General features: G+C 71.1%; 21 protein-coding genes and 1 tRNA gene. 13 read left to right on the top strand and 9 right to left on the bottom strand.

What is annotated here, in order from left to right; genetic code table 11:
- Window positions 1–24: 24 nt before the first annotated feature.
- Window positions 25–774: a helix-turn-helix domain-containing protein gene (locus AMK25_RS25530; RefSeq protein ID WP_073830932.1), complete on the bottom strand. Its 750-nt coding sequence runs from the start codon at window positions 772–774 to the stop codon at window positions 25–27.
- Window positions 775–806: 32 nt separating this feature from the next.
- Window positions 807–884: transfer RNA gene (locus AMK25_RS25525), tRNA-Leu, on the bottom strand.
- A 94-nt stretch (window positions 885–978) separates the two neighbouring features.
- On the opposite strand from AMK25_RS25525, the gene AMK25_RS25520 reads away from it, so the two are divergent.
- The 11 genes from AMK25_RS25520 to polA all read left to right on the top strand — a co-directional run bounded on the left by AMK25_RS25520 (window position 979) and on the right by polA (window position 13,494).
- A complete protein-coding gene (locus tag AMK25_RS25520) occupies window positions 979–1,599 on the top strand; it encodes an ANTAR domain-containing response regulator (RefSeq protein ID WP_030503803.1) in 621 nt (206 codons plus the stop codon).
- A 36-nt stretch (window positions 1,600–1,635) separates the two neighbouring features.
- Window positions 1,636–2,853 (top strand): hypothetical protein, encoded by a 1,218-nt coding sequence (locus tag AMK25_RS25515; RefSeq protein WP_073830931.1) that lies wholly within the window; start codon window positions 1,636–1,638, stop codon window positions 2,851–2,853.
- Window positions 2,854–3,110: 257 nt separating this feature from the next.
- On the top strand, window positions 3,111–4,271 hold the full coding sequence (locus AMK25_RS25510) for a branched-chain amino acid ABC transporter substrate-binding protein (protein ID WP_073830930.1): 1,161 nt from the start codon (window positions 3,111–3,113) through the stop codon (window positions 4,269–4,271).
- A gap of 105 nt (window positions 4,272–4,376) precedes the next feature.
- Window positions 4,377–5,327, top strand: a complete 951-nt coding sequence (locus AMK25_RS25505) for a branched-chain amino acid ABC transporter permease (RefSeq protein WP_030503806.1) — start codon at window positions 4,377–4,379, stop codon at window positions 5,325–5,327.
- Window positions 5,324–6,463, top strand: a complete 1,140-nt coding sequence (locus AMK25_RS25500; RefSeq protein ID WP_073830929.1) for a branched-chain amino acid ABC transporter permease — start codon at window positions 5,324–5,326, stop codon at window positions 6,461–6,463. Before AMK25_RS25505 ends, AMK25_RS25500 begins: the two co-directional genes overlap by 4 nt.
- Window positions 6,456–7,301, top strand: a complete 846-nt coding sequence (locus AMK25_RS25495) for an ABC transporter ATP-binding protein (RefSeq protein ID WP_073830928.1) — start codon at window positions 6,456–6,458, stop codon at window positions 7,299–7,301. The genes AMK25_RS25500 and AMK25_RS25495 overlap by 8 nt, the downstream gene beginning before the upstream one ends.
- A complete protein-coding gene (locus tag AMK25_RS25490; RefSeq protein WP_073830927.1) occupies window positions 7,291–8,001 on the top strand; it encodes an ABC transporter ATP-binding protein in 711 nt (236 codons plus the stop codon). The genes AMK25_RS25495 and AMK25_RS25490 overlap by 11 nt, the downstream gene beginning before the upstream one ends.
- Window positions 8,002–8,033: 32 nt before the next feature.
- Complete coding sequence (locus AMK25_RS25485; RefSeq protein WP_073830926.1) at window positions 8,034–8,945, top strand: ABC transporter substrate-binding protein; 912 nt, start codon at window positions 8,034–8,036, stop codon at window positions 8,943–8,945.
- Between the two features lie 2 nt (window positions 8,946–8,947).
- Window positions 8,948–9,922 (top strand): amino acid ABC transporter permease, encoded by a 975-nt coding sequence (locus tag AMK25_RS25480; protein ID WP_073830925.1) that lies wholly within the window; start codon window positions 8,948–8,950, stop codon window positions 9,920–9,922.
- Window positions 9,919–10,722 carry an amino acid ABC transporter ATP-binding protein gene (locus tag AMK25_RS25475; protein WP_073830924.1) on the top strand — a complete coding sequence of 268 codons (804 nt, stop codon included), beginning with the start codon at window positions 9,919–9,921 and terminating at the stop codon, window positions 10,720–10,722. Before AMK25_RS25480 ends, AMK25_RS25475 begins: the two co-directional genes overlap by 4 nt.
- 72 nt (window positions 10,723–10,794) lie before the next feature.
- A complete protein-coding gene (gene polA, locus AMK25_RS25470) occupies window positions 10,795–13,494 on the top strand; it encodes a DNA polymerase I (RefSeq protein WP_073830923.1) in 2,700 nt (899 codons plus the stop codon).
- Window positions 13,495–13,595: 101 nt separating this feature from the next.
- Here the strand turns inward: polA and AMK25_RS25465 are convergent, their stop codons facing one another.
- From AMK25_RS25465 to AMK25_RS25435, 7 genes are read right to left on the bottom strand one after another with little or no spacing between them, the layout of a single operon-like run.
- A complete protein-coding gene (locus AMK25_RS25465) occupies window positions 13,596–13,970 on the bottom strand; it encodes a MerR family transcriptional regulator (RefSeq protein WP_241826489.1) in 375 nt (124 codons plus the stop codon).
- A 31-nt stretch (window positions 13,971–14,001) separates the two neighbouring features.
- On the bottom strand, window positions 14,002–14,751 hold the full coding sequence (locus AMK25_RS25460; protein WP_073830922.1) for an SDR family NAD(P)-dependent oxidoreductase: 750 nt from the start codon (window positions 14,749–14,751) through the stop codon (window positions 14,002–14,004).
- A gap of 48 nt (window positions 14,752–14,799) precedes the next feature.
- Window positions 14,800–15,666: a CPBP family intramembrane glutamic endopeptidase gene (locus AMK25_RS25455; RefSeq protein ID WP_073830921.1), complete on the bottom strand. Its 867-nt coding sequence runs from the start codon at window positions 15,664–15,666 to the stop codon at window positions 14,800–14,802.
- 39 nt (window positions 15,667–15,705) lie between these two features.
- A complete protein-coding gene (locus AMK25_RS25450; protein ID WP_073830920.1) occupies window positions 15,706–16,053 on the bottom strand; it encodes a DUF3140 domain-containing protein in 348 nt (115 codons plus the stop codon).
- Window positions 16,040–16,258, bottom strand: coding sequence for a DUF2945 domain-containing protein (locus AMK25_RS25445; RefSeq protein WP_013287506.1), 219 nt, complete (start codon window positions 16,256–16,258; stop codon window positions 16,040–16,042). Before AMK25_RS25445 ends, AMK25_RS25450 begins: the two co-directional genes overlap by 14 nt.
- Window positions 16,259–16,299: 41 nt before the next feature.
- Window positions 16,300–16,902 (bottom strand): Uma2 family endonuclease, encoded by a 603-nt coding sequence (locus AMK25_RS25440; RefSeq protein ID WP_241826488.1) that lies wholly within the window; start codon window positions 16,900–16,902, stop codon window positions 16,300–16,302.
- Window positions 16,903–16,958: 56 nt separating this feature from the next.
- Window positions 16,959–17,762, bottom strand: a complete 804-nt coding sequence (locus tag AMK25_RS25435; RefSeq protein ID WP_073830918.1) for a class I SAM-dependent methyltransferase — start codon at window positions 17,760–17,762, stop codon at window positions 16,959–16,961.
- Window positions 17,763–18,074: 312 nt separating this feature from the next.
- Between AMK25_RS25435 and rpsA the strand changes: the two genes are divergently transcribed.
- Complete coding sequence (rpsA, locus tag AMK25_RS25430) at window positions 18,075–19,607, top strand: 30S ribosomal protein S1 (RefSeq protein WP_073830917.1); 1,533 nt, start codon at window positions 18,075–18,077, stop codon at window positions 19,605–19,607.
- Window positions 19,608–19,769: 162 nt separating this feature from the next.
- A complete protein-coding gene (gene coaE / locus AMK25_RS25425; RefSeq protein WP_073830916.1) occupies window positions 19,770–20,948 on the top strand; it encodes a dephospho-CoA kinase in 1,179 nt (392 codons plus the stop codon).
- The last annotated feature ends 50 nt before the right edge of the window (window positions 20,949–20,998 follow it).

Here is a 20,998-nt window from a genome sequence, read left to right as displayed (position 1 = left end):
GCCCGCGTCCCTGGCGTCGTCGGGTCACGACTTCGGGCCGACGTGCTGGTCGAGGGCGGCCACTGCCTCCCGGCGGGCCACGGAGAGAGAGTTGCGCCGGTTCATCCGCCAGGCGATGCCGAGCCGGTCAAGGGCCTGCTGACAGAGGCCCATGATGTCGGCCGACTCGTTGACGAACATGTAGCGCGGATAGACGTACTCCTTTCCCCGGACGACGACCCGGTTGGCGAAGCGGCAGCCGTCGGAGTGGAAGAGGCCGCGCAGGAAGTCGCCCGCCTGGGCCTCGACGATCGGGCGCTGCCAGTCCGCGAGGACGATCGGACGCTGGTGCTTCTTGCCGGGCCCGTGCTGCGGTAGTAGGCACGGCCAGTGCTTGCCGTAACTCTGCACATTGACGCAGCCCGGTTTCTGGACGCGCTGGACCTTCTCTGCCAGGACCCGTCGCATGGCGTTGTCGCACGCCTCGATCAGCCCGGGCCAGCAGTCGCTGCAGGCGATCCGGAGCACCGGCACCCGGGCCCTGGTCACGAGGTGCCCGTCGCCGAGGTAGAGGCCGAGGAGATAGGCGTAGGCCGCCGGGTCTGTCGGAGCGTGCATGTCGTCACGACAGCGGAAGCATCGCAGCGCGGTGCCCTGCTGCTTCGGCGTCGGCCGATCCTTGCACCAGTGGCGGACCGTCGGATAGGAGAGCCCCACGGTCCGCGCCACCTCGGCGACGGTTGCGCCGTCGAGGTAGAGACGCCGCGCCCGGGCGCGCAGTTCGGGTGGATGCACAGCCCCATGGTCGAACGCCTGTATGACATTTCTGGTGCCCTCGGTGGGATTCGAACCCACACTGTATGGAGTTTGAATCCATTGCCTGCTGCCAGTTGGGCTACGAGGGCGTTCCGTGATTCGGCCTCGACAGCCTACCCGCTAGGCTGAAGGCGGCGACACCCGGCAGGGCGGGTGTCGAGTTCGAACCGGTGGGAGTGGCTCGTGGGCGAGATGCAGGCGGACGCCGAGCGCAAGCGCGTTCTGATCGCCGAGGACGAGGCGCTCATCCGGCTGGACCTGGCCGAGATGCTCGTCGAAGAGGGCTACGAGGTGGTCGGCGAGGCCGGTGACGGCGAGACCGCCGTCAAGCTCGCCGAGGAGCTCAAGCCGGACCTGGTCATCCTCGACATCAAGATGCCGATCATGGACGGGCTGGCCGCCGCCGAGCGGATCGCCGGCGCGCGCATCGCCCCGGTGATCATCCTGACTGCGTTCAGCCAGCGTGACCTGGTGGAGCGGGCGCGGGCGGCGGGCGCGATGGCGTACCTGGTGAAGCCGTTCCAGAAGAGCGACCTGGTGCCGGCGGTCGAGATCGCGCTGTCCCGCTACTCGGAGATCGCCGCGCTGGAGTCGGAGGTGGCCGGCCTCACCGACCGGCTGGAGATCCGCAAGACCGTGGAGCGCGCCAAGGGCGCGCTGATGACGACGTACGGCATGACCGAGCCGCAGGCGTTCAAGTGGATCCAGCGCACCGCGATGGACCACCGGATGACCATGAAGGAGGTCGCCGAGCGGATCCTCGCCGAGACCACCGGCGGCGAGGTCGAGCAGCCGGCTTCCTGACCTGCCGGGAGGCGTCCGATCGATAGGATCGGATCCATGCCTTCCGCGCGCGTCCGGCCGGCGCTCGTCGCCGTGACCGCCGTCGTGTTGCTCCTGGCAGCCTGTCACGCCACCCCGCGGCCGCTTCCGGTGCCCGCGCCGGTGCGTCCGCAGTGGCGGGCCGTGGAGTTGGCGCTTCCCGCCGGTGCCGCAGGTCGCCCGGTGCCACGTGACGCGGCGCGCTGCGCCGGCCGCTGGTACGTGGTGGGCGGGCTGATCGATCCGGCGGGGGAGACCCGGCCGGCGGCGTGGTCCTCATTGGACGGCGTGACCTTCTTGCCGATCCCGGTACGCGCGCAGACGTTCTACGGCCGCCAGCACGTGCTCTACGCGGTGGCCTGCCGGGGCGACGGGATGGCGGCGCTGGGCGCGAAGACGGGTGGCGTGCACGGCAATCCGCGTACCGGGACATGGGTCTGGCGGCCGGGCGGGCCGTTGCGGGAGGCACCGGCGGCGTTCGAGTTGTTCGGCGGCCCGCGCGCGGTGAGCGCGTCGCGGCTGGCGGCCGGGCCGGGCGGGTGGCTGGTCGCCGGGGCGCGCGTCGGCGGCGCGGCGGTGTGGACGTCGCCGGACGCCGAGGGTTTCGTCCTGCGCGAGGGCGTCGACGAGCTGGGAAGTGACGGCCGGGGCCGGACTGCCGCCTATGACGTGGCGGCGGTGGGCTCGGGCTGGCTGGTGGTGGGGTCACTGCTGCCGCCCGGCGGTGCGGCCCGGGCGCCGCTCGCGTGGTTCTCGGCCGACGGCCGGGTGTGGCGGCGGGCGGCGTTGCCGGTGCCGAAGGGCGCCGCCGGGGCGGCGGAGCGGGTGGCGCCGGCCGACGGCGGGCCGGTGGTCCTCGGGCCGGTGGGCGACCGGTTCGCGGTGTGGCGCGGGTGCGACGACTGCGGCTCGCCGTCCGCCGGGCCGGGTGCGGCGCAGGGGTGGCGGCGGGTCGGCGGGTTCGGTACATCGGGTCCCGGGGTGTCGTCGGTGGCCGCGCTCGCGGCGGCGGGTCGGCGGCTCGTCGCGGTGACCGGTGACGGGGCTCAGCGACGGCTCTGGATGTCGCGTGACGGCGGCGCGTCGTGGCTTCCGGTGATCACTCCGGTGCCGGTGCCGGACGGTGGCGACGCCGCGCTGGCGGTGGCCGTCGGCGACGACGGGCTGTTCGTGGTCGCTGACGACGGGAAAACGTCCCGTGCCTGGTGGGGGGTGTTGCCGGCCATCGATCGGTAGCGGGTGAGCGGGGATGGGCCCGTTACCGAGGATTAGTTGGTCAGAGCCTTTCCCCGCCTACGGTTCTTACGGCGATCGGCTTGAATCCGCCACCGCGTGTAACGGTTCGGTCAACCCCGCTTTCCAGGTCTTACGCCGCCGCTCGCGGTGGGATAACGTCCCGCCCCAGACCGGCGACGACGGTCTTGGTTCGTCCACCCCGCAAGGGCCAATCGGCGGTGGGTGGTTCGGATCATGGACGGAGGAGGGTTCGGGCCTTGAGGCAGAAGCTCGCACGCGTGATCGGCGGGGTCGCCATGCTGGCGCTCGTCGCCGGTGGTACCGCTTGTTCCAGCGGCAGCGACGATGAGGCGTCCGGGGGCAGCGCCTGCGGGAGCAAGATCGCTTTCTTCGGCGCGCTGACCGGTAGCTCGGCCGCGCTGGGCATCAACGAGAAGAACGGCGTCAAGCTGGCCGTCGACAAGTACAACAAGGAGAACGCGGACTGCAAGGTGGAGCTCGCCGAGCTCGACTCGCAGGGCAGCCCGGACCAGGCGCCGGGTCTGGCCCAGAAGGCGATCGACGACACCAAGATCCTGGGTGTCGTGGGTCCGGCCTACTCGGGCGAGTCCGAGGCCGCCGGTCCGCTGTTCAACGAGGCCGGTCTGGTCACCATCACCCCCTCCGCGACCCGTCCCAGCCTCGCCGAGCAGGGCTGGAAGACCTTCTTCCGCGCGGTCGGCAACGACTTCAGCCAGGGTCCGGCCGCCGGTAACTACATGAAGAACGTGATGAAGGCCGACCGGGTCTACGTCATCGACGACCAGTCCGCGTACGGCGCCGGCCTGGCCGACGAGGTCAAGAAGGTCCTCGGCCCGGCGGTCGTGGGCAGCGACAAGGTCCAGGGCGAGGGCAAGCAGGTCGAGTTCTCCGGTGTGGTCACCAAGGTCAAGGCCGCCAACGTGAAGGCGGTCTTCTACGGCGGCTACTACCAGGAGGCCGGCCTGATCCGCAAGCAGCTCACCGCTGCCGGCGTCACCGCCCCGCTGGTCGCCGGTGACGGCGTGAACGACGGCGCGTACATCACCTCCGCCGGTGCGGCCGCCGCCGAGGGCACCATCCTCACCTGCCCCTGCGCTCCGTCCACCGAGGCCCGCGGCACCTTTGTCGCCGACTTCAAGGCGCTCAACGGCACCGAGCCGGGCACCTACAGCGACACCGCCTACGACGCGGCGAACATCCTGCTGGCGGGCATCAAGGCCGGCAAGAGCACCCGTGCCGACCTGCTGGAGTTCGTGAAGGGCTACAGCGGCGAGGGCGTTGCCGCCAGCTACAAGTTCGTCGAGGGCGGCGAGCTCGACCCGGCGCAGGTCAAGGTCTGGGCGTTCAAGGTGCAGGGCGGCAAGGTCGTCCCGGACCAGGAGATCCCCAAGTCCTGATCGTTCGATCGCTGGACTGGCGATTGAGTAGTGATCGCGGGTGCGGCCGGGAGCTGGCTCCCGGCCGCACCCTCTTTTTCTCTTGAGCGACGGAGCGTCCCTCCCTTGGACTTCGACGGATTGTTCTCCAACTTCGGGGAACTCACCACGACCGGCTTGACGCAGGGCGCGATCTACGCCCTGGTCGCGCTCGGCTACACGCTCGTGTACGGCGTGCTAAGGCTCATCAACTTCGCCCACTCCGAGGTCTTCATCGCCGGCGCGTTCGCCGCGATCTGGACCTGGAACGGCTTCGGACTCGACCAGAACTCGCAGGTCAGCGGCATCGGCTCGATCCTGTTCTACCTGCTGGTGGCGATGATCGTGGCGGCCATCGCCTCGGCGGGCACCGCGACGGTGATCGAACGGGTGGCGTACCGGCCGCTGCGCAGGCGCAACGCGCCGCCGCTGGCGTTCCTCATCACCGCCATCGGCGCCTCGATCGCCATCTCCGAGGCGTTCGGCGTCTACACCCGGCGCCGGCCGGAGGGTGCGCCGATCCTGGTCAGCTCGGAGCCGCTGTTCCACATCGCCGGGGTGCCGATCGACGCGGTGCAGCTGCTCACGATCGGTTCCGCGCTCGTGATGATGTTCGCGCTGGACCAGTTCATCAACCGCAGCCGTACCGGCCGCGGCATCCGGGCGGTGGCCCAGGACGCCAACACGGCGGCGCTGATGGGCGTCAACAAGGACCGCATCATCCTGATGGTCTTCATCGCCGGTGGCACCATGGCCGGCGTCGCGGGCCTGCTGTACGACGTGCGGATCCAGACGCTCACCTACAGCGTCGGCTTCCTGCTGGGCCTCAAGGCGTTCACCGCGGCGGTGCTCGGCGGTATCGGCAACCTGCGCGGCGCGCTCGTCGGCGGGTTGCTGCTCGGCGTCGTGGAGAACTACGCCGCGGGCCTGTTCGGCAGTCAGTGGAAGGACTTCGCCGCGTTCGCGGTGCTGGTCGTGCTGCTGATGTTCCGGCCGACCGGTCTGCTCGGCGAATCACTGGGGAGGGCACGCGCATGACGACCACCATCGACCCGCCGGAGCGGCGGGAGACGGCGGCGGACAAGCTGCGGCAGGGCCGGCACGCGATCTCGGAGCGCTGGCACCACGCGCCGCGCTGGGTGCGCTGGGTGCTGCTGGTCGCGGTCATCGCGTTCTTCTACGCGCTGCCGAACAAGGAGTTCTACCAGTACCTCGGGCCGATCCCGACGCCCGGCGCGAACTTCACCCAGGTGATGTTCACGGTCTCGATCTACGTGCTGCTGGCCGTCGGGCTCAACATCGTGGTCGGCTTCGCCGGCCTGCTCGACCTCGGCTACTTCGGCTTCTTCGCCGTCGGCGCGTACACGGTCGCCGTGCTGACCTCGCCGAGCAGCGACCTCAAGACGCTGTGGCCGTGGCTGCTGGTGGTGCCGATCGCGATCGGCCTGACCATGGTCTCCGGCGTCATGCTCGGTACGCCGACGCTGCGTCTGCGCGGCGACTACCTGGCGCTGGTGACGCTCGGCTTCGCCGAGATGATCCGGATCGCGGCGGTCAGCTCCGAGTTCCTCAAGGGACAGCGCGGCTTCAACCAGATCCCGCACCCGCCCGGCCAGTACGCCGACGGCCGGCCGTGGTTCGGCGTGCTCGACGCCCGCCCGTACTACTGGCTGGTGCTCACGCTGATCATCCTGGTGGTGATCGGGGTGCGGAACCTGACCCACAGCCGGGTCGGCCGGGCCTGGATCTCGATCCGCGAGGACGAGGACGCCGCCCAGCTCATGGGTGTGCCGACGTTCAAGTTCAAGCTGTGGGCGTTCGCCTCCGGCGCGGCCATCGCCGGCCTGGCCGGTGCGCTGTTCGCCGGTAAGCAGAACTTCGTCAACTCGCAGAACTTCGAGCTGCTCAACTCGATCATCATCCTGGCAGCCGTCATCTTCGGCGGCTCGGGCAACATCGTCGGCGCGATCGTCGGCGGTGGCCTGGTGGCGTACATGATCGAGCGGTTCCGTGGCATCGAGCTGTTCGGCATCGAACTGTACGAGTACCGGTTCCTCTTCTTCGGCCTGGTGCTCGTGGTGATGATGATCTTCCGGCCGCAGGGCCTGATCCCGAACCGGCGACGAGCGGCGGAGTTCAAGGACCGCCGCAAGGAGGTGATCGTCGGTGAGTGACACCGAGCAGAACCCGAAGGTTCCGGTCCAGGCGGCGGCCCCCGCCGTCGAGGCGGTCGACAAGCGGGAGCCGTTGCTGGAGGTCGACCACGTCACGCTGCGCTTCGGCGGCGTGGTGGCCCTCAACGACGTGGACTTCACCCTTTACAAGGGTGAGATCCTCGGTCTGATCGGCCCGAACGGCGCCGGCAAGACCACCTGTTTCAACGCGATGACCGGCATCTACCAGCCCACCGAGGGGCAGATCCGGTTCCTGGGCCAGAAGATCAGTGGCAAGAAGCGCCACCAGATCACCCGGATGGGCATGGCCCGTACCTTCCAGAACATCCGTCTCTTCCCGGAGATGACCGCGCTGGAGAACGTCCAGGTCGGCGCGGACGCGCACCACAAGACCAGCGTGATCTCCGCCCTGCTGCGCCTGCCGCGGCACTGGAAGGAGGAGCGCGAGGGCCGGGAGAAGGCCGAGCGCCTGCTGGAGTTCGTCGGCATCAGCAACCGGATGCACGAGTTCGCCCGCAACCTGTCCTACGGCGAGCAGCGGCGGTTGGAGATCGCCCGCGCGCTGGCCACCGACCCGAAGCTGCTCTGCCTGGACGAGCCGGCCGCCGGCTTCAACCCGGCGGAGAAGGAGGAGCTGCTCCAGCTCATCCGGCAGATCCGGGACCAGGGCGTGACGGTGCTGCTGATCGAGCACGACATGCGCCTGGTGATGGGCGTGACCGACCGGATCGTGGTCCTGGAGTTCGGAAAGAAGATCGCCGAGGGGCTGCCCGCCGAGGTGCGGGACAACCCGAAGGTGGTCGCGGCGTACCTGGGGGTGCCGGACGATGCTGCTTGAGATCGAGGACGTGAGCCTGCTCTACGGGCGGATCCAGGCGCTGCACGGCATCAGCCTGACCGTGGACGAGGGGGAGATCGTCGCGCTGATCGGCGCGAACGGCGCCGGCAAGTCCACCACCATGCGGGCGATCTCCGGCATCCGGCCGGTCGCCTCCGGCACCATCAAGTTCGCCGGTGAGGACATCACCAAGCTCCGGGCCGACCTGCGGGTCCGGCGCGGGCTGTGCCAGGCGCCCGAGGGCCGGGGCATCTTCCCCGGCATGTCGGTGCTGGAGAACCTGGACATGGGCGCGTACACCCGGCGGGACAAGGCCGGCATCGCGCAGGACCTCGCCCGGGTGCTGGACCTGTTCCCGCGGCTGGCCGAGCGGCGCAAGCAGGCCGGCGGCACGCTCTCCGGCGGCGAGCAGCAGATGCTGGCGGTCGGCCGGGCGCTGATGAGCCGGCCGAAGCTGCTGCTGCTCGACGAGCCGTCGATGGGTCTCGCGCCGATGCTGATCCAGCAGATCTTCACGATCATCACGGAGATCAACCAGCAGGGCACCACGATCCTGCTGGTGGAGCAGAACGCCCAGCAGGCGCTGGCGCGCGCCCACCGGGCGTACGTGCTGGAGACCGGCCGGATCGTCAAGACCGGTTCCGGCACGGACCTGCTGCACGACCCCTCGGTCAAAGAGGCCTACCTCGGCGTGGCCTGACCGACCGACCCCTCGCAATAAGGAGTACAGCCATGTTCCACCCCAACCCCGGACGGCGGGCGGCGCTCGGCGTCGCCGGTGCGGCCGTCCTGCTGCTCTCCCTCGCCGCCTGCGGCGAGAAGGAGAACTCGGCCGAGCCGGGCGACGGCCCGTCGGTGTCCGCCACGGCCGACTCCAACCTCGCCGCGAAGGTGCCGGACGCGATCAAGGCCGACGGCGTGATCAAGGTCGGCACCGACTCGACGTACGCCCCGGCCGAGTTCCTCGACGCCGACGGCAAGACGGTGGTCGGCTTCGACGTGGAGCTGTTCAACGCGGTGGCGCAGAAGCTCGGCCTCAAGGCCGAGTACGAGTCGGCGCCGTTCGACGCGATCCTGCCCGGCGTGGGTTCGGGCAAGTACGAGGTCGGCGTCTCGTCGTTCACCATCAACGCCGACCGTCTGAAGACGGTCAACATGGTGAGCTACTACTCGGCGGGCACCCAGTGGGCGACCAAGAAGGGCAACCCGGCCGGGGTGGACCCGGAGAACGCCTGCGGCAAGAAGATCGCCGTGCAGGTCGGTACGGTCCAGCTCGACGACATCACCGCCCGGTCGAAGAAGTGCACCGACGCCGGCAAGCCGGCCATCAAGATCGACCAGTACCAGGCGCAGAGCGACGCCACCGCCGCCGTGGGCAGCGGCAAGAACGACGCCATGCTGGCCGACTCCCCGGTCGGCGCGTACGCGGTGAAGCAGAGCAACGGCCAGCTCGAGGTGCTCGGCGACATCTACGAGTCGGCGCCGTACGGCTACGCGGTGAACAAGGAGCAGCAGGCGTTCGCCGAGGTGCTCAAGGAGGCCGTGCAGGCGGTCATCGCCGACGGCAGCTACAAGGCGGCGCTCAGCAAGTGGGGTGTCGAGGGCGGCGCGATCACCAACGCTGAACTGAACCCGTCGGTCTGACCATGTCGGCCGACACATCCGGACGGGCACGGCCTGAACCGATCAAGGCCGTGCCCGTGCGGCACCCCGGGCGCTGGGCCGGTGTGGCGGTCATCGCCGTGCTGGTGGCGATGTTCGTGCACATGCTGGTCACGAACTCCGCGTTCCAGTGGTCGTTCATGGTGGACGAGATGTTCCGCCCGCCGATCATCGAAGGGCTGCGCGGCACCATCCTGCTGCTGATCACGTCGATGGTGATCGGCATCGGCCTGGGCATCGTCATCGCGATCATGCGGCTGTCGCCCAACCCGGTGCTGCGCGGCGTGGCCTGGGTCTACACCTGGTTCTTCCGGGCGGTGCCGCGGCTGGTGCTGGCGATCCTCTTCGGCAACCTCGGCATCCTCTGGTCGCGGCTGGAGTTCGGTCTGCCGTTCGACAGGCAGATCGGCGCCCTGTTCGGGTTGCACGACTTCGAGGCCCGGCTGTTCGGGTTCAGCGCGGTGGACATCCTGACCGGCTTCGTCGCCGGCATGCTGGCGCTGGGTCTGTCCGAGGCCGCGTACATGGCCGAGATCGTCCGGGCCGGCATCCAGTCGGTGGACGAGGGGCAGACCGAGGCGGCTCAGGCGCTGGGCATGAGCCGGGCTCAGATCCTGCGGCGGATCGTGTTGCCACAGGCGATGCGGGTGATCATTCCGCCGACCGGGAACGAGACCATCGCGATGCTCAAGGACACCTCGCTGGTGGCCTTCGTGCCGGTGTCGATGGAGCTGTTCTTCCAGCTCAAGGCCGTCGGTTCCCGGACCTTCCAGCCCTTCCCGATGTACGTCGCCGCGACGTTGTGGTACCTGCTGCTGACCAGCGTCCTGCTGGTGGGGCAGTACTACCTGGAGCGGCACTACTCCAAGGGCGTCGGACGCAGCGGGCGGGCCCGGCAGCGGCTCCGGGGTCTCGCCGCCGAGAGCGGCGGCACCACGAGTGGGACGGCGGAATCATGACCGAGGCGACGGTTTCCCCGCAGGCGCCGGGCGCCGGGTCCGGGCTGATGGTGCGGGCCGAGCAGGTGCACAAGTCGTTCGGGCCGCTGGAGGTGCTCAAGGGCATCGACCTGGAGGTCCGCTCCGGCGAGGTGTGCTGCCTGCTCGGGCCCTCCGGCTCCGGCAAGTCGACGTTCCTGCGCTGCATCAACCACCTGGAGAAGATCGACGCCGGCCGGATCCGGGTGGACGGCGACCTGATCGGCTACCGGGAGCGTGGCGGCAAGCTGTACGAGATGCGGGACAAGGACGTGGCCGCGCAGCGCCGCGCCATCGGCATGGTGTTCCAGCGCTTCAACCTGTTCCCGCACATGACGGTGCTGCAGAACGTCATGGAGGCTCCGGTGCTGCTGCGCCAGGCCAAGAAGGCGCAGGCCCGGGAGCACGCCGCGCAGCTGCTGGACCGGGTGGGGCTGGGCGACAAGCTCGGCGCGTACCCCGGTCAGCTCTCCGGTGGCCAGCAGCAGCGGGTGGCGATCGCCCGGGCGCTGGCCATGCGGCCGAAGCTGATGCTGTTCGACGAGCCGACGAGCGCGCTCGACCCGGAGCTGGTGGGCGAGGTGCTGGACACGATGAAGGACCTGGCCCGCGACGGCATGACGATGATCGTGGTGACCCACGAGATCGGCTTCGCCCGCGAGGTGGGCGACCACCTCGTGTTCATGGACGGCGGCGTGGTGGTCGAGCAGGGCGACCCGCGCGAGGTGATCTCGGCGCCGAAGCACGAGCGGACCAAGGCGTTCCTGGCCAAGGTTCTCTGACCTCGGCCTCCGGTGCGGCGCGCGCCGCACCGGAGGCCGGAGTTGTCGGGCGTACGGACTAGAGTCGCTGCCGTGACAGCTACGACGCCGCGCCTGCTCCTCGTCGACGGACATTCCCTGGCATACCGGGCTTTCTTCGCCCTGCCTGTGGAAAACTTCTCCACCACCACGGGGCAGCCGACCAACGCCGTCTACGGCTTCACCTCGATGCTGATCAACGTGCTGCGCGACGAGCAGCCGACGCACATCGTCGTGGCGTTCGACGTCTCCCGCCGTTCCTTCCGCACTGACAAGTACGCCGAGTACAAGGCCGGCCGCAGCGAGACCCCGACCGACTTCAAGGGCCAGGTCAGCCTGGTCAAGGAGGTCCTCGCCGCGCTGCGCGTGCCGGTGGTCGAGCGGGAGGGCTACGAGGCCGACGACGTGATCGCGACGCTCGCCTGCCAGGCCCGCGACCAGGGCATGGACGTGCTGATCACCACGGGCGACCGGGACGCGTTCCAGCTCGTCGGGGAGCGGGTCACTGTGCTCTACCCGCGCAAGGGCGTCTCCGACCTGGCCCGGATGGACCCGGCCGCGGTGGAGGCGAAGTACGGCGTCACCCCGGACCGCTACCGCGACCTGGCCGCGCTGGTCGGCGAGACCAGCGACAACCTGCCCGGCGTGCCGGGCGTCGGCCCGAAGACCGCGGCCAAGTGGATCAACCTGTACGACGGCGTCGAGGGCGTGGTGGCCCGCGCCGACGAGATCAAGGGCAAGGCCGGCGACAGCCTGCGCGAGCGACTCGCCGACGTGATCCGCAACTACGAGATCAACCGCCTGGTCTCCGACCTGGAGCTGCCGGTCCGCCCCGAGGACGCCCGCTGGCAGGGCTGGGACCGTGAAGCGGTGCACCAGGTCTTCGACACGCTCCAGTTCCGCATCCTGCGCGACCGGCTCTACCAATACCTGGAGGCGGTCGAGCCGGAGGCCGAGGCGGGCTTCGACCTCGACGGCGAGGTGCTCACCGAGCCGGGCGCGCTCGCGGGCTGGCTCGACACGCACGCCCCGGCGGGCACGCCGGTCGGCCTGGCGGTCACGCTCGACACCGGCCCGAACCGCCGGCACACCGCCACCGTGACAGCGATGGCGCTGGCCACCGCCGGCGGCGCGGGCGCCTGGTTCGACCCGAGCCGGCTGGGCGCGGACGACGAGGCCGCGCTGGCCGGGTGGCTGGCCGACGCCGAGCGCCCGAAGGTGCTGCACGACAGCAAGCCAGCGGTGCTGGCGTTCGCCGCGCACGGCTGGGAGCTGCAGGGCATCGCCCGCGACACCCAGATCGCCGCCTACCTGGCCCGCCCCGACCAGCGCTCCTACGACCTGACCGACCTGGCTCTGCGTTACCTGCACCGGGAGCTGCGCGTCGACGCGCCGGAGACCGGTCAGCTCACCCTCGACGGGCTCGGCGACGAGGGCGTGGCCGAGCAGAACCTCATGCTCCAGGCCCGCGCCACGCTCGACCTGGCCGACGCGATCGACGCCGAGCTGTCCCGCGACGGCGAGCAGTCGGCCCGGCTGATGGCCGGCGTGGAACTGCCGCTGATGCGGGTGCTCGCCACCATGGAGCGCACCGGCATCGCCGCCGACACCGACTACCTCTCCGAGCTGGAGGCACACTTCGCCGCCGAGGTGAAGGCCGCCGCCCAGAGCGCGTACGAGGTGGTCGGCCGCGAGTTCAACCTGGGCTCGCCGAAGCAGCTGCAGGAGATCCTCTTCACCGAGCTGGGCCTGCCCAAGACCAAGCGGATCAAGACCGGCTACACCACCGACGCCGACGCGCTCCAGTGGCTCTACGCGCAGACCGAGCACCCGCTGCTGCACCACCTGCTGCGCCACCGCGACGTCGCGAAGCTCAAGTCGACAGTCGACGGTCTGCTCAAGTCGGTCTCCGACGACGGCCGGATCCACACCACGTTCAACCAGACGGTGGCGGCGACCGGTCGGCTGTCCTCCACCGAGCCGAACCTGCAGAACATCCCGATCCGCACCGAGGAGGGGCGGCGGATCCGGCGGGCGTTCGTCGTCGGCGAGGGCTACGAGTGCCTGCTCACCGCTGACTACAGCCAGATCGAGATGCGGATCATGGCGCACCTGTCCTCGGACGACGCGCTGATCGAGGCGTTCAACTCGGGGCACGACTTCCACGCCGCCACCGCGTCCTCCGTCTTCACCGTCGAGGTCGGCGACGTCACCGCCGACCAGCGCCGCAAGATCAAGGCGATGAACTACGGCCTGGCGTACGGGCTCAGCGCGTTCGGCCTGTCCCAGCAGCTCGGCATCTCCGCCGAGGAGGCGCGCGGGCTGATGGAGAACTACTTCGCCGGGTTCGGCGGGGTCCGCGACTACCTCCAGGAGGTGGTGGCGCGCGCCCGCCAGGACGGCTACACCTCCACCATCCTGGGCCGCCGCCGCTACCTGCCCGACCTGGTCAGCGACAACCGGCAGCGCCGCGAGATGGCCGAGCGGATGGCGCTCAACGCCCCGATCCAGGGCTCGGCGGCCGACATCATCAAGGTCGCGATGCTGCACGTCGACAGCGCGCTGCGCGACGCCGGGCTGCGGTCGCGGATGCTGTTGCAGGTGCACGACGAGCTGGTCTTCGAGGTCGCGCCGGGTGAGCGGGAGACGCTGGAGGCGCTGGTGCGTAAGCAGATGGGCGAGGCGTACCCGCTGTCGGTGCCGCTGGAGGTGTCGGTGGGCGAGGGCCGCGACTGGAACAGCGCCGACCACTGACACCCCACCGCCGCCCCACCCGCGCCACCACCCGCCCGCCCCGGCGGTGATCAAGGAGTTTGTGTCCCCGAACGGGCTCTGGCGTGACACAAACTCCTTGATCACCGCGCAAGAGGCGGCGGGGACGGCGAGAGGGCGGGGTCGAGGGAGGCGGCCTGGAGGGCTGTGGCCAGGCGGTCGCGGACGGCCACCTGGGCGGCGATCCGGGCGTCCAGCACGGCCAGCCGCTCCCGGCCGACCCGCAGCCCGGCCGGTGACGGCGGCGCCGACGCCACGTCCCCGTCCAGGCAGGGCAGGAAGACCCGCACGTCGTCCAGGGTCAGCCCGGCGTCGAGCAGGTGACGGATGTTGCGGACCCGGGTGACCGCCGCGTCGTCGTACTCGCGGTAGCCGTTTGCAGCCCGGGCCGAGGCGATGAGCCCGTGTTCCTCGTAGTGCCGCAGGGCACGCGGCGTGCAGCCCGTCGCCTTCGCCACCGCGCCGATCCGCACCGCCGCCACCGTCCCCTCACGCGACCACCGCGCCCCCGTCCACCGGCAGCACCACACCGGTGACGAAGTCCGCCTCCGGCTCGCACAGCCGCCGGATCGCCCAGGCTACGTCCTCCGGGCGGCCGATCCGGCCCGCCGGCGTGTGCGCGAGCTGCCAGTCCCGCACCGCCGCGCGCCGCTCGGCGGACAGGCCACTGTGCACCCCGATGGGGGTGTCGATCGCGCCGGGCGCCACCGCCACCACCCGGACGCCGCGCGGCGCGAGTTCCACCGCCCAGCTCCGGGTCAGCGAGTCCAGCGCCGCCTTGCCCGCCGCGTACACCGAACTGCCCGGCCAGGCACGCAGGCCGACCGACGTGGTGACGTTGACGATCACGCCGCGCGTCGCGGCGAGCGCCTCGACGGCGGCGTGCGCCAGCCGGATCGGGGCCAGCAGATTCGTCTCCAGTTGCCGCCGGGCGGCGTTCTCGTCCAGGTCCGCCAGCGGCCCGCCGCCCGCCACCCCGGCGTTGTTGACCAGGACGTCGAGGCGGCCGTACCGGTCGAGCGCGGCGCTGACGATCCGGCCGGGCCCGTCGGGCGCGGTGACGTCGACGGTCAGCGGCGTAATGTCCGGGCGGCCGGCGGCGGTCTCCGAGAGCGGCGCGGCGCGCCGGCCAACGGCGACCACGGCGTACCCGGAGGTGGCGAAGGCATGTGCGGTGGCCCGGCCGATGCCGGTCCCCGCACCGGTGACCACGACGACGCGTGGCGTACGGCGTTCCATGCCGGCATCGTCCGACCCTGCCGCCGGTGGCAGGGTCAAGCGGGCCGGTCAGAGACCGAGCAGGACGGGCGCCGCGTTGACCGCGCCGTGCACCACCAGCAGCGGCCACATCCGGCGGTACCGGGACCACAGGTAGCCGAGGAAGAGCCCGAGCACCCCGTGGTTGACCAGCACCGTGGCCAGGTCGACGCCGGGCCGTCCGCTGCCCTGGATGGCCACGTGCCAGACCGCCCACACCAGCGACGCGAGCACGATCGCCGGCCAGCGGCCCAGCAGTGACTCCCACCGGGTCTGCAGCCACCGCCGGTAGAAGACCTCCTCCAGCAGCGCGTTGACCGCGAAGGCCACCAGCAGCGTCACTACCAGCTCGACCGGCGTGACGGTCCGCCCCCAGTCGCTGGCCGGCACGGCCAGCGGCGTCGCGTAGCTGAGCGCCAGCCACACCGCCACCGGCAGCGCTGGACCCCACCGGTGGGCGGCGTCCGCCGGGGCCGGCGCCGGTCGCCATCGCGGCGGCCGGCGGCGCGCGACCAGGAACACCACAAGGGGTACGCCGAGCAGCAGCGCGAGCTTCAACACCGTGTACGCGGGTTCGCCACCCAGCAGCGGCATGACGGCGGCGAACGCGATCCCGGCCAGCAGCAGCGGCACCGCCTCGCGGTACGGCGCCACCGGGTCCGGCCACCTCGGGTCGGGCGCGGGTGGGATCAGGCGGATCAGCACGATCCCGGCCAGCGCCGGGATCCAGCGGCTCCACATCGGTACGGTGCCGTCGTGGTCGGCGCTGTACCGGACACCGGTGTTCCCGGTCGCCACCAGGACGATCGCCGCGGCGGCGACGAGCCCGAGGCCCGCCAGGAGGACCACCCGTCCGGCGCGGGGATGACGGCCGGCGGTCGAGACGTCTGTCGTCATCGCCCGGACGGTACCAACGTGGGGCGAACGACCGGCCGCTCAGCTCTTGAGCGGGTCGTGACCCCAGTTCATCAGCGACCAGCGCCACCTCGTGTCGCGGACGTCCCCGGAGGGGCGTTGGGCCAGGTGGCGGTGGACGTATCCGATCACCTTGCGCATGTGCTTGTAGTCGGCGGCGGTGAGGTCGGCGCGCTTGCGGCGCAGCAGGTCGACGATCCGGCGGCCGGAGTCGTGCCCGACCGACTCGCCGCCCTGGGTGCCCTTCTTGTGCCAGCCGACGTGCTTGGACTCCTCGGTCTCCAGCCAGCGGGTCAGCTCGCCCGGCTTCATGTTCACCGCGTCGGTGAACTCCCGGTACGTCTGCTGCGGGTCCTCAGCGCGACTCATGGCGCAGCACCTCCGGTCGGTGGGCGACGTCGCGGCCCGAGTCGTCGTTGGTGATCCGGTACTGCGGCTGCTCCGGGGAGGCGTTCACTGTGTGCCCGCGGACGTGGGTGCGCTCGGTCAGCTTCTCCTTGACGACCCCGTACGCCCGGCCGCTGTGGCTGGCCCAGGAGACGTGGTCGCCGGCGCGGAACTCGTTCTCGGCCATGCCGCCCGGTTACCCGCGGCCGGTACCGAGTAACGGCGTCGTCAGGGCCGGATCTCCGCGATCGGCAGCTTGATCGCGAACGGCTCGGACAGCTCGATCACCTCGCTGCTGTCGTCCACCAGTTCGTACTGCCGCTCGCCGCCCGGGCCGATCCGGTCGCCGAGGCGGTACGCGTAGAGGTGCACCGGGTCCTGCTCGATCCGCCAGTAGAACGGGATCCCCGCGGCGGCGTACTCGCCCGGCTTGGCGAACCGGTCGACCCGCCGGGTGCCGGGGGAGACGATCTCGACGGCCAGGACGACGTCCGCCGGTCGCAGGAGGGACCGGTCGCTCGGCAGCCCGGCGTGGTGGAGCAGCACATCCGGTTGGCGGCTGGTGTTCGGGCTGAGCCCGACCCCGATGGCCTGGGCGACCCGCAGACCGGCCGGGGCGTGCGACCGCAGCCAGAGGCTGAGCAGCAGGGATATGTCCTGGTGGCCCAGAGTGGGGGAGGGTGTCACCTGGAAGACTCCGTCGACGAGTTCGACGCGGGGGGCGTCGTCCGGCAGGGTGAGCAGATCCTCCAGCGTGTAGTCCGCACGCTGCTGCCGCATCGGGTCCGGACACCAGGGGCCAGGTGATGTCGGGATGGGCTCGGCGGTCATGCGGCGAGCGTACCGCCGGGTGCCGGAGCCCGTGTCGCACCGGACGTGCGACGCGCTCAGTCCGCCGGCTTCTCGGCGACGAAGATCGCGGTGCCGGGGAAGAGCCGTCCGCGCAGCGGGCTCCACTGGCCCCAGATCCCCTCGTGCCCGGCCGGCCACTCCGGCTCCACCAGGTCCAGCAGGCGGAAACCGGCGCCGACCAGCTCCCGGATCCGGTCGCCGAGCGTGCGGTGCTGCTCGACGTACGTGGCCACGCCGTGCTCGTCCTGCTCGACGTAGGGGGAGCGGTCGAAGTACGAGTGCACGGCGGTCAGCCCGCCCTCGCCCGGGTCGTCCAGGAAGATCCAGCGCATCGGGTGGGTGACCGAGAAGACCCACCGGCCGCCGGGGCGCAGCACCCTTGCCACCTCGCGCATCGCCGCCGCCGAGTCGTCCACGAACGGGATCGCGCCGAAGGCGGTGCAGGCGGCGTCGAACGCGGCGTCGGCGAACGGCAGGGCGAGCGCGTCGGCCTGCACCAGCGGCACGCGTACCCCGGTGCGGTCGGCGGCGTCGGCGGCGTGCCGCAGCATGCCGGCGGAGAGGTCCAGCGCGACCGGCCGGGCGCCCTGGGCGGCGAGCCAGCGGGCGGCGGCGGCCGCGCCGGCGCCGAGTTCGAGGATCCGGCGGCCGGTCACGTCGCCGAGCAGCCGGGCGTCGGCCTCGCGCAGCCCTTCCGGGCACCAGACGAAGTCGACGTCGCCGAGGAACGCGCCGTGCTCGGCCTGGTACGCGTCGGCGTCGGTGTCCCACCAGCCGCGGTTGGCGCGGCGGATCTCACCGGCCTCGACCCGTCGGCGGGTCACCCTGTCGTCGTCCACCCGTCCACGCTAGGTCCGGCGGCGCCGGGCCGGTCGGGTGGGGTGACGGTTGGGGCGGATGTGACGGACGAGACAGCTGTGGCACCTTACCGAGTAAAATCTCCGCTTTCGCAGACGATGAGTTCGCGCGGACCCGGGAGGGCTTGCACGCTGTGGTAATGCAGCGGGTAGGCTAGACGATGCGCTCGCGGATCGTGTGCCTCGGCAGGGAGCAGGTGCGCGGTCACCGGAGCCACTAATGATCTTCTCGCGTCGATCGTTCGGTGTGCCCGGCGACGGATCCGTTGGCGCGGAAGAGTCACTGCGACACCCATGCCCGCTGTGACAACCCATCCGACCGGAGCAACCGCCCACATGACGAGCAGCATCGAGGCCACCTCGAGCGCCAACAAGGTCACCCACGACGACCTCGGCTCTGAGGAAGCTTTCCTCGCCGCGATCGACGAGACCATCAAGTACTTCAACGACGGCGACATTGTCGAAGGCACCGTCGTCAAGGTCGATCGGGACGAGGTCCTGCTCGACATCGGCTACAAGACCGAGGGTGTCATCCCCTCTCGGGAGTTGTCGATCAAGCACGACGTGGACCCGGCCGAGGTCGTTTCGGTGGGTGACCACATCGAGGCCCTCGTCCTCCAGAAGGAGGACAAGGAGGGTCGGCTGATCCTCTCCAAGAAGCGGGCGCAGTACGAGCGGGCCTGGGGCACGATCGAGAAGATCAAGGACGAGGACGGCGTCGTCCGCGGCTCGGTCATCGAGGTCGTCAAGGGTGGTCTCATCCTCGACATCGGCCTGCGCGGCTTCCTGCCCGCGTCGCTCGTCGAGATGCGGCGTGTGCGTGACCTGCAGCCGTACGTCGGCCGCGAGCTCGAAGCCAAGATCATTGAGCTGGACAAGAACCGCAACAACGTGGTCCTGTCCCGCCGGGCCTGGCTGGAGCAGACGCAGTCCGAGGTGCGCACCGAGTTCCTCAACAAGCTGCAGAAGGGGCAGGTCCGCAAGGGCGTCGTCTCTTCGATCGTCAACTTCGGCGCGTTCGTCGACCTGGGCGGCGTGGACGGCCTCGTGCACGTCTCCGAGCTGTCCTGGAAGCACATCGACCACCCGTCCGAGGTCGTCGAGGTGGGCCAGGAGGTCGAGGTCGAGGTCCTGGACGTCGACCTGGACCGCGAGCGGGTCTCGCTGTCGCTGAAGGCGACGCAGGAGGACCCGTGGCGTCAGTTCGCCCGCACCCACGCGATCCAGCAGATCGTGCCGGGTAAGGTCACCAAGCTGGTGCCGTTCGGTGCGTTCGTCCGGGTGGACGACGGCATCGAGGGCCTGGTCCACATCTCCGAGCTGGCCGAGCGCCACGTGGAGATCCCGGAGCAGGTCGTGCAGGTCGGCTCCGAGGTCATGGTCAAGGTCATCGACATCGACCTGGAGCGCCGCCGGATCTCGCTGTCGCTCAAGCAGGCCAACGAGGGCTTCGTCGAGGGCGAGGAGCACTTCGACCCGACCCTCTACGGCATGGCCGCGACCTACGACGAGCAGGGCAACTACATCTACCCGGAGGGCTTCGACCCGGAGACGGGCGAGTGGCTCGAGGGCTACGACAAGCAGCGCGAGACCTGGGAGCAGCAGTACGCCGAGGCGCGTCAGCGCTGGGAGGCCCACACCAAGCAGGTGCAGACCTCCCGCGCCGCCGACGCCGAGGCCGCTGCCAACCCGGCTCCGCCCGCCACCAGCGGCGGCACCACCACCTCGACCTCGGCCCCGAGCCGTCAGGCCGAGGAGCCGGCCGGCACGCTCGCGACCGACGAGGCACTTGCCGCGCTGCGGGAGAAGCTCGCCGGCGGCAAGTGACCGGACGCTGACGCCTGTTCGTCCCACCGGACGAGCCGGCGACTGCCTCTGAACGACGGGCCCCGTCCCCGCGTTCCGCACCAGCGGAGCGCCGGGGGCGGGGCCCGCGTCGTGTGCCGGGCGGGTTTGGCATGCGGACGAGCGATCCGGTTGACTGTCCGGGTGCTGAAGGTGGGGCTGACCGGCGGAATCGGATCGGGCAAGAGCGCGGTGGCGAGCCGCCTCGCCGCGCTGGGCGCGGTGATCGTCGACTCGGACCGCATCGCCCGCGAGATCGTGGCGCCCGGCACCGACGGGCTGGCCGAGGTGGTCGCCGCCTTCTCCGACAAGGTCCTCGACGCCGACGGGGCGCTGGACCGGGCCGCCCTGGGCGCGCTGGTCTTCGGCGACGAGGCCGCCCGCCGCACGCTCGAAGGGATCACCCATCCCCGGGTACGCGCGCGCAGCGCCGAACTGGTCGCCGCCGCCCCCGCCGACGCGATAGTCGTCAACGACGTACCGCTGCTGGTGGAGGTGGGACTCGCGCCGACGTACCACCTGGTGGTCGTGGTGCAGACGGCCGTGCCGACCCGGATGGCCCGGCTGACCCGCGACCGGGGCATGGCCGCGGCGGAGGCGCAGCGGCGCATCGCGGCGCAGGCCGACGACGCCACCCGCCGCGCGGTCGCCGACGTGCTGCTCACCAACGACGGCACGCTCACCGAGCTGCACGCCGCCGTGGACGCCCTCTGGCGGGACCGCCTGGCGCCCTACGAGCGCAACGTCCGCGAGCGCCGCGCCGTGCCGCCCGACCTGGAGGCGCTCGCCGCGCCGGACCCGACCTGGCCCGAGCAGTACGCCCGGCTGGCCGCCCGGATCCGCCACGCGGCCGGCGGTGACCTCCGGGTCGACCACGTCGGCTCCACAGCGGTGCCGGGGATCGCCGCCCCGGACGTGATCGACATCCAGGTGACGGTGTCCTCGCTGGACGAGGCGGACGGCCCGCTCGCGCAGCGGCTGGCCGATGCGGGCTTCCCCCGGCTGCCGGGCGAGTGGTGGGACGCGCCCCGGCAGCCCGAGCCGGCGCGCTGGGCCAAGCGGCTGCACGGCGGCGCGGACCCGGGGCGTCCGGTGCGGCTGCACCTGCGCGAGGCCGGCTCACCCGGCTGGCGGCACGCGCTGCTGATGCGCGACCACCTGCGCGCCGATCCGGCGCGGCGGGCCGACTACCTGCAGGTGAAGCGGGATCTGGCGGCCACCGCGCCGAAGCGCGCCACGTGCGGCACCGTCAACGACCCGTGGTTCGACGAGGAGCACCTGCGCGCCGAGGAGTGGGCCGCGCAGACCGGCTGGTGCCCCTGACCGCGCTCCCGCCCCGCCGCGTTCCCGCACGGATCCGGCGCGGCGCCGGG

This window comes from Micromonospora sp. TSRI0369 (assembly GCF_001905625.1).
Taxonomy (GTDB): Bacteria; Actinomycetota; Actinomycetes; order Mycobacteriales; family Micromonosporaceae; genus Micromonospora; species Micromonospora echinospora_A.
Note: the sequence above shows the minus strand (reverse complement) of the source record. Positions and strands in the feature narration are given on the sequence as shown.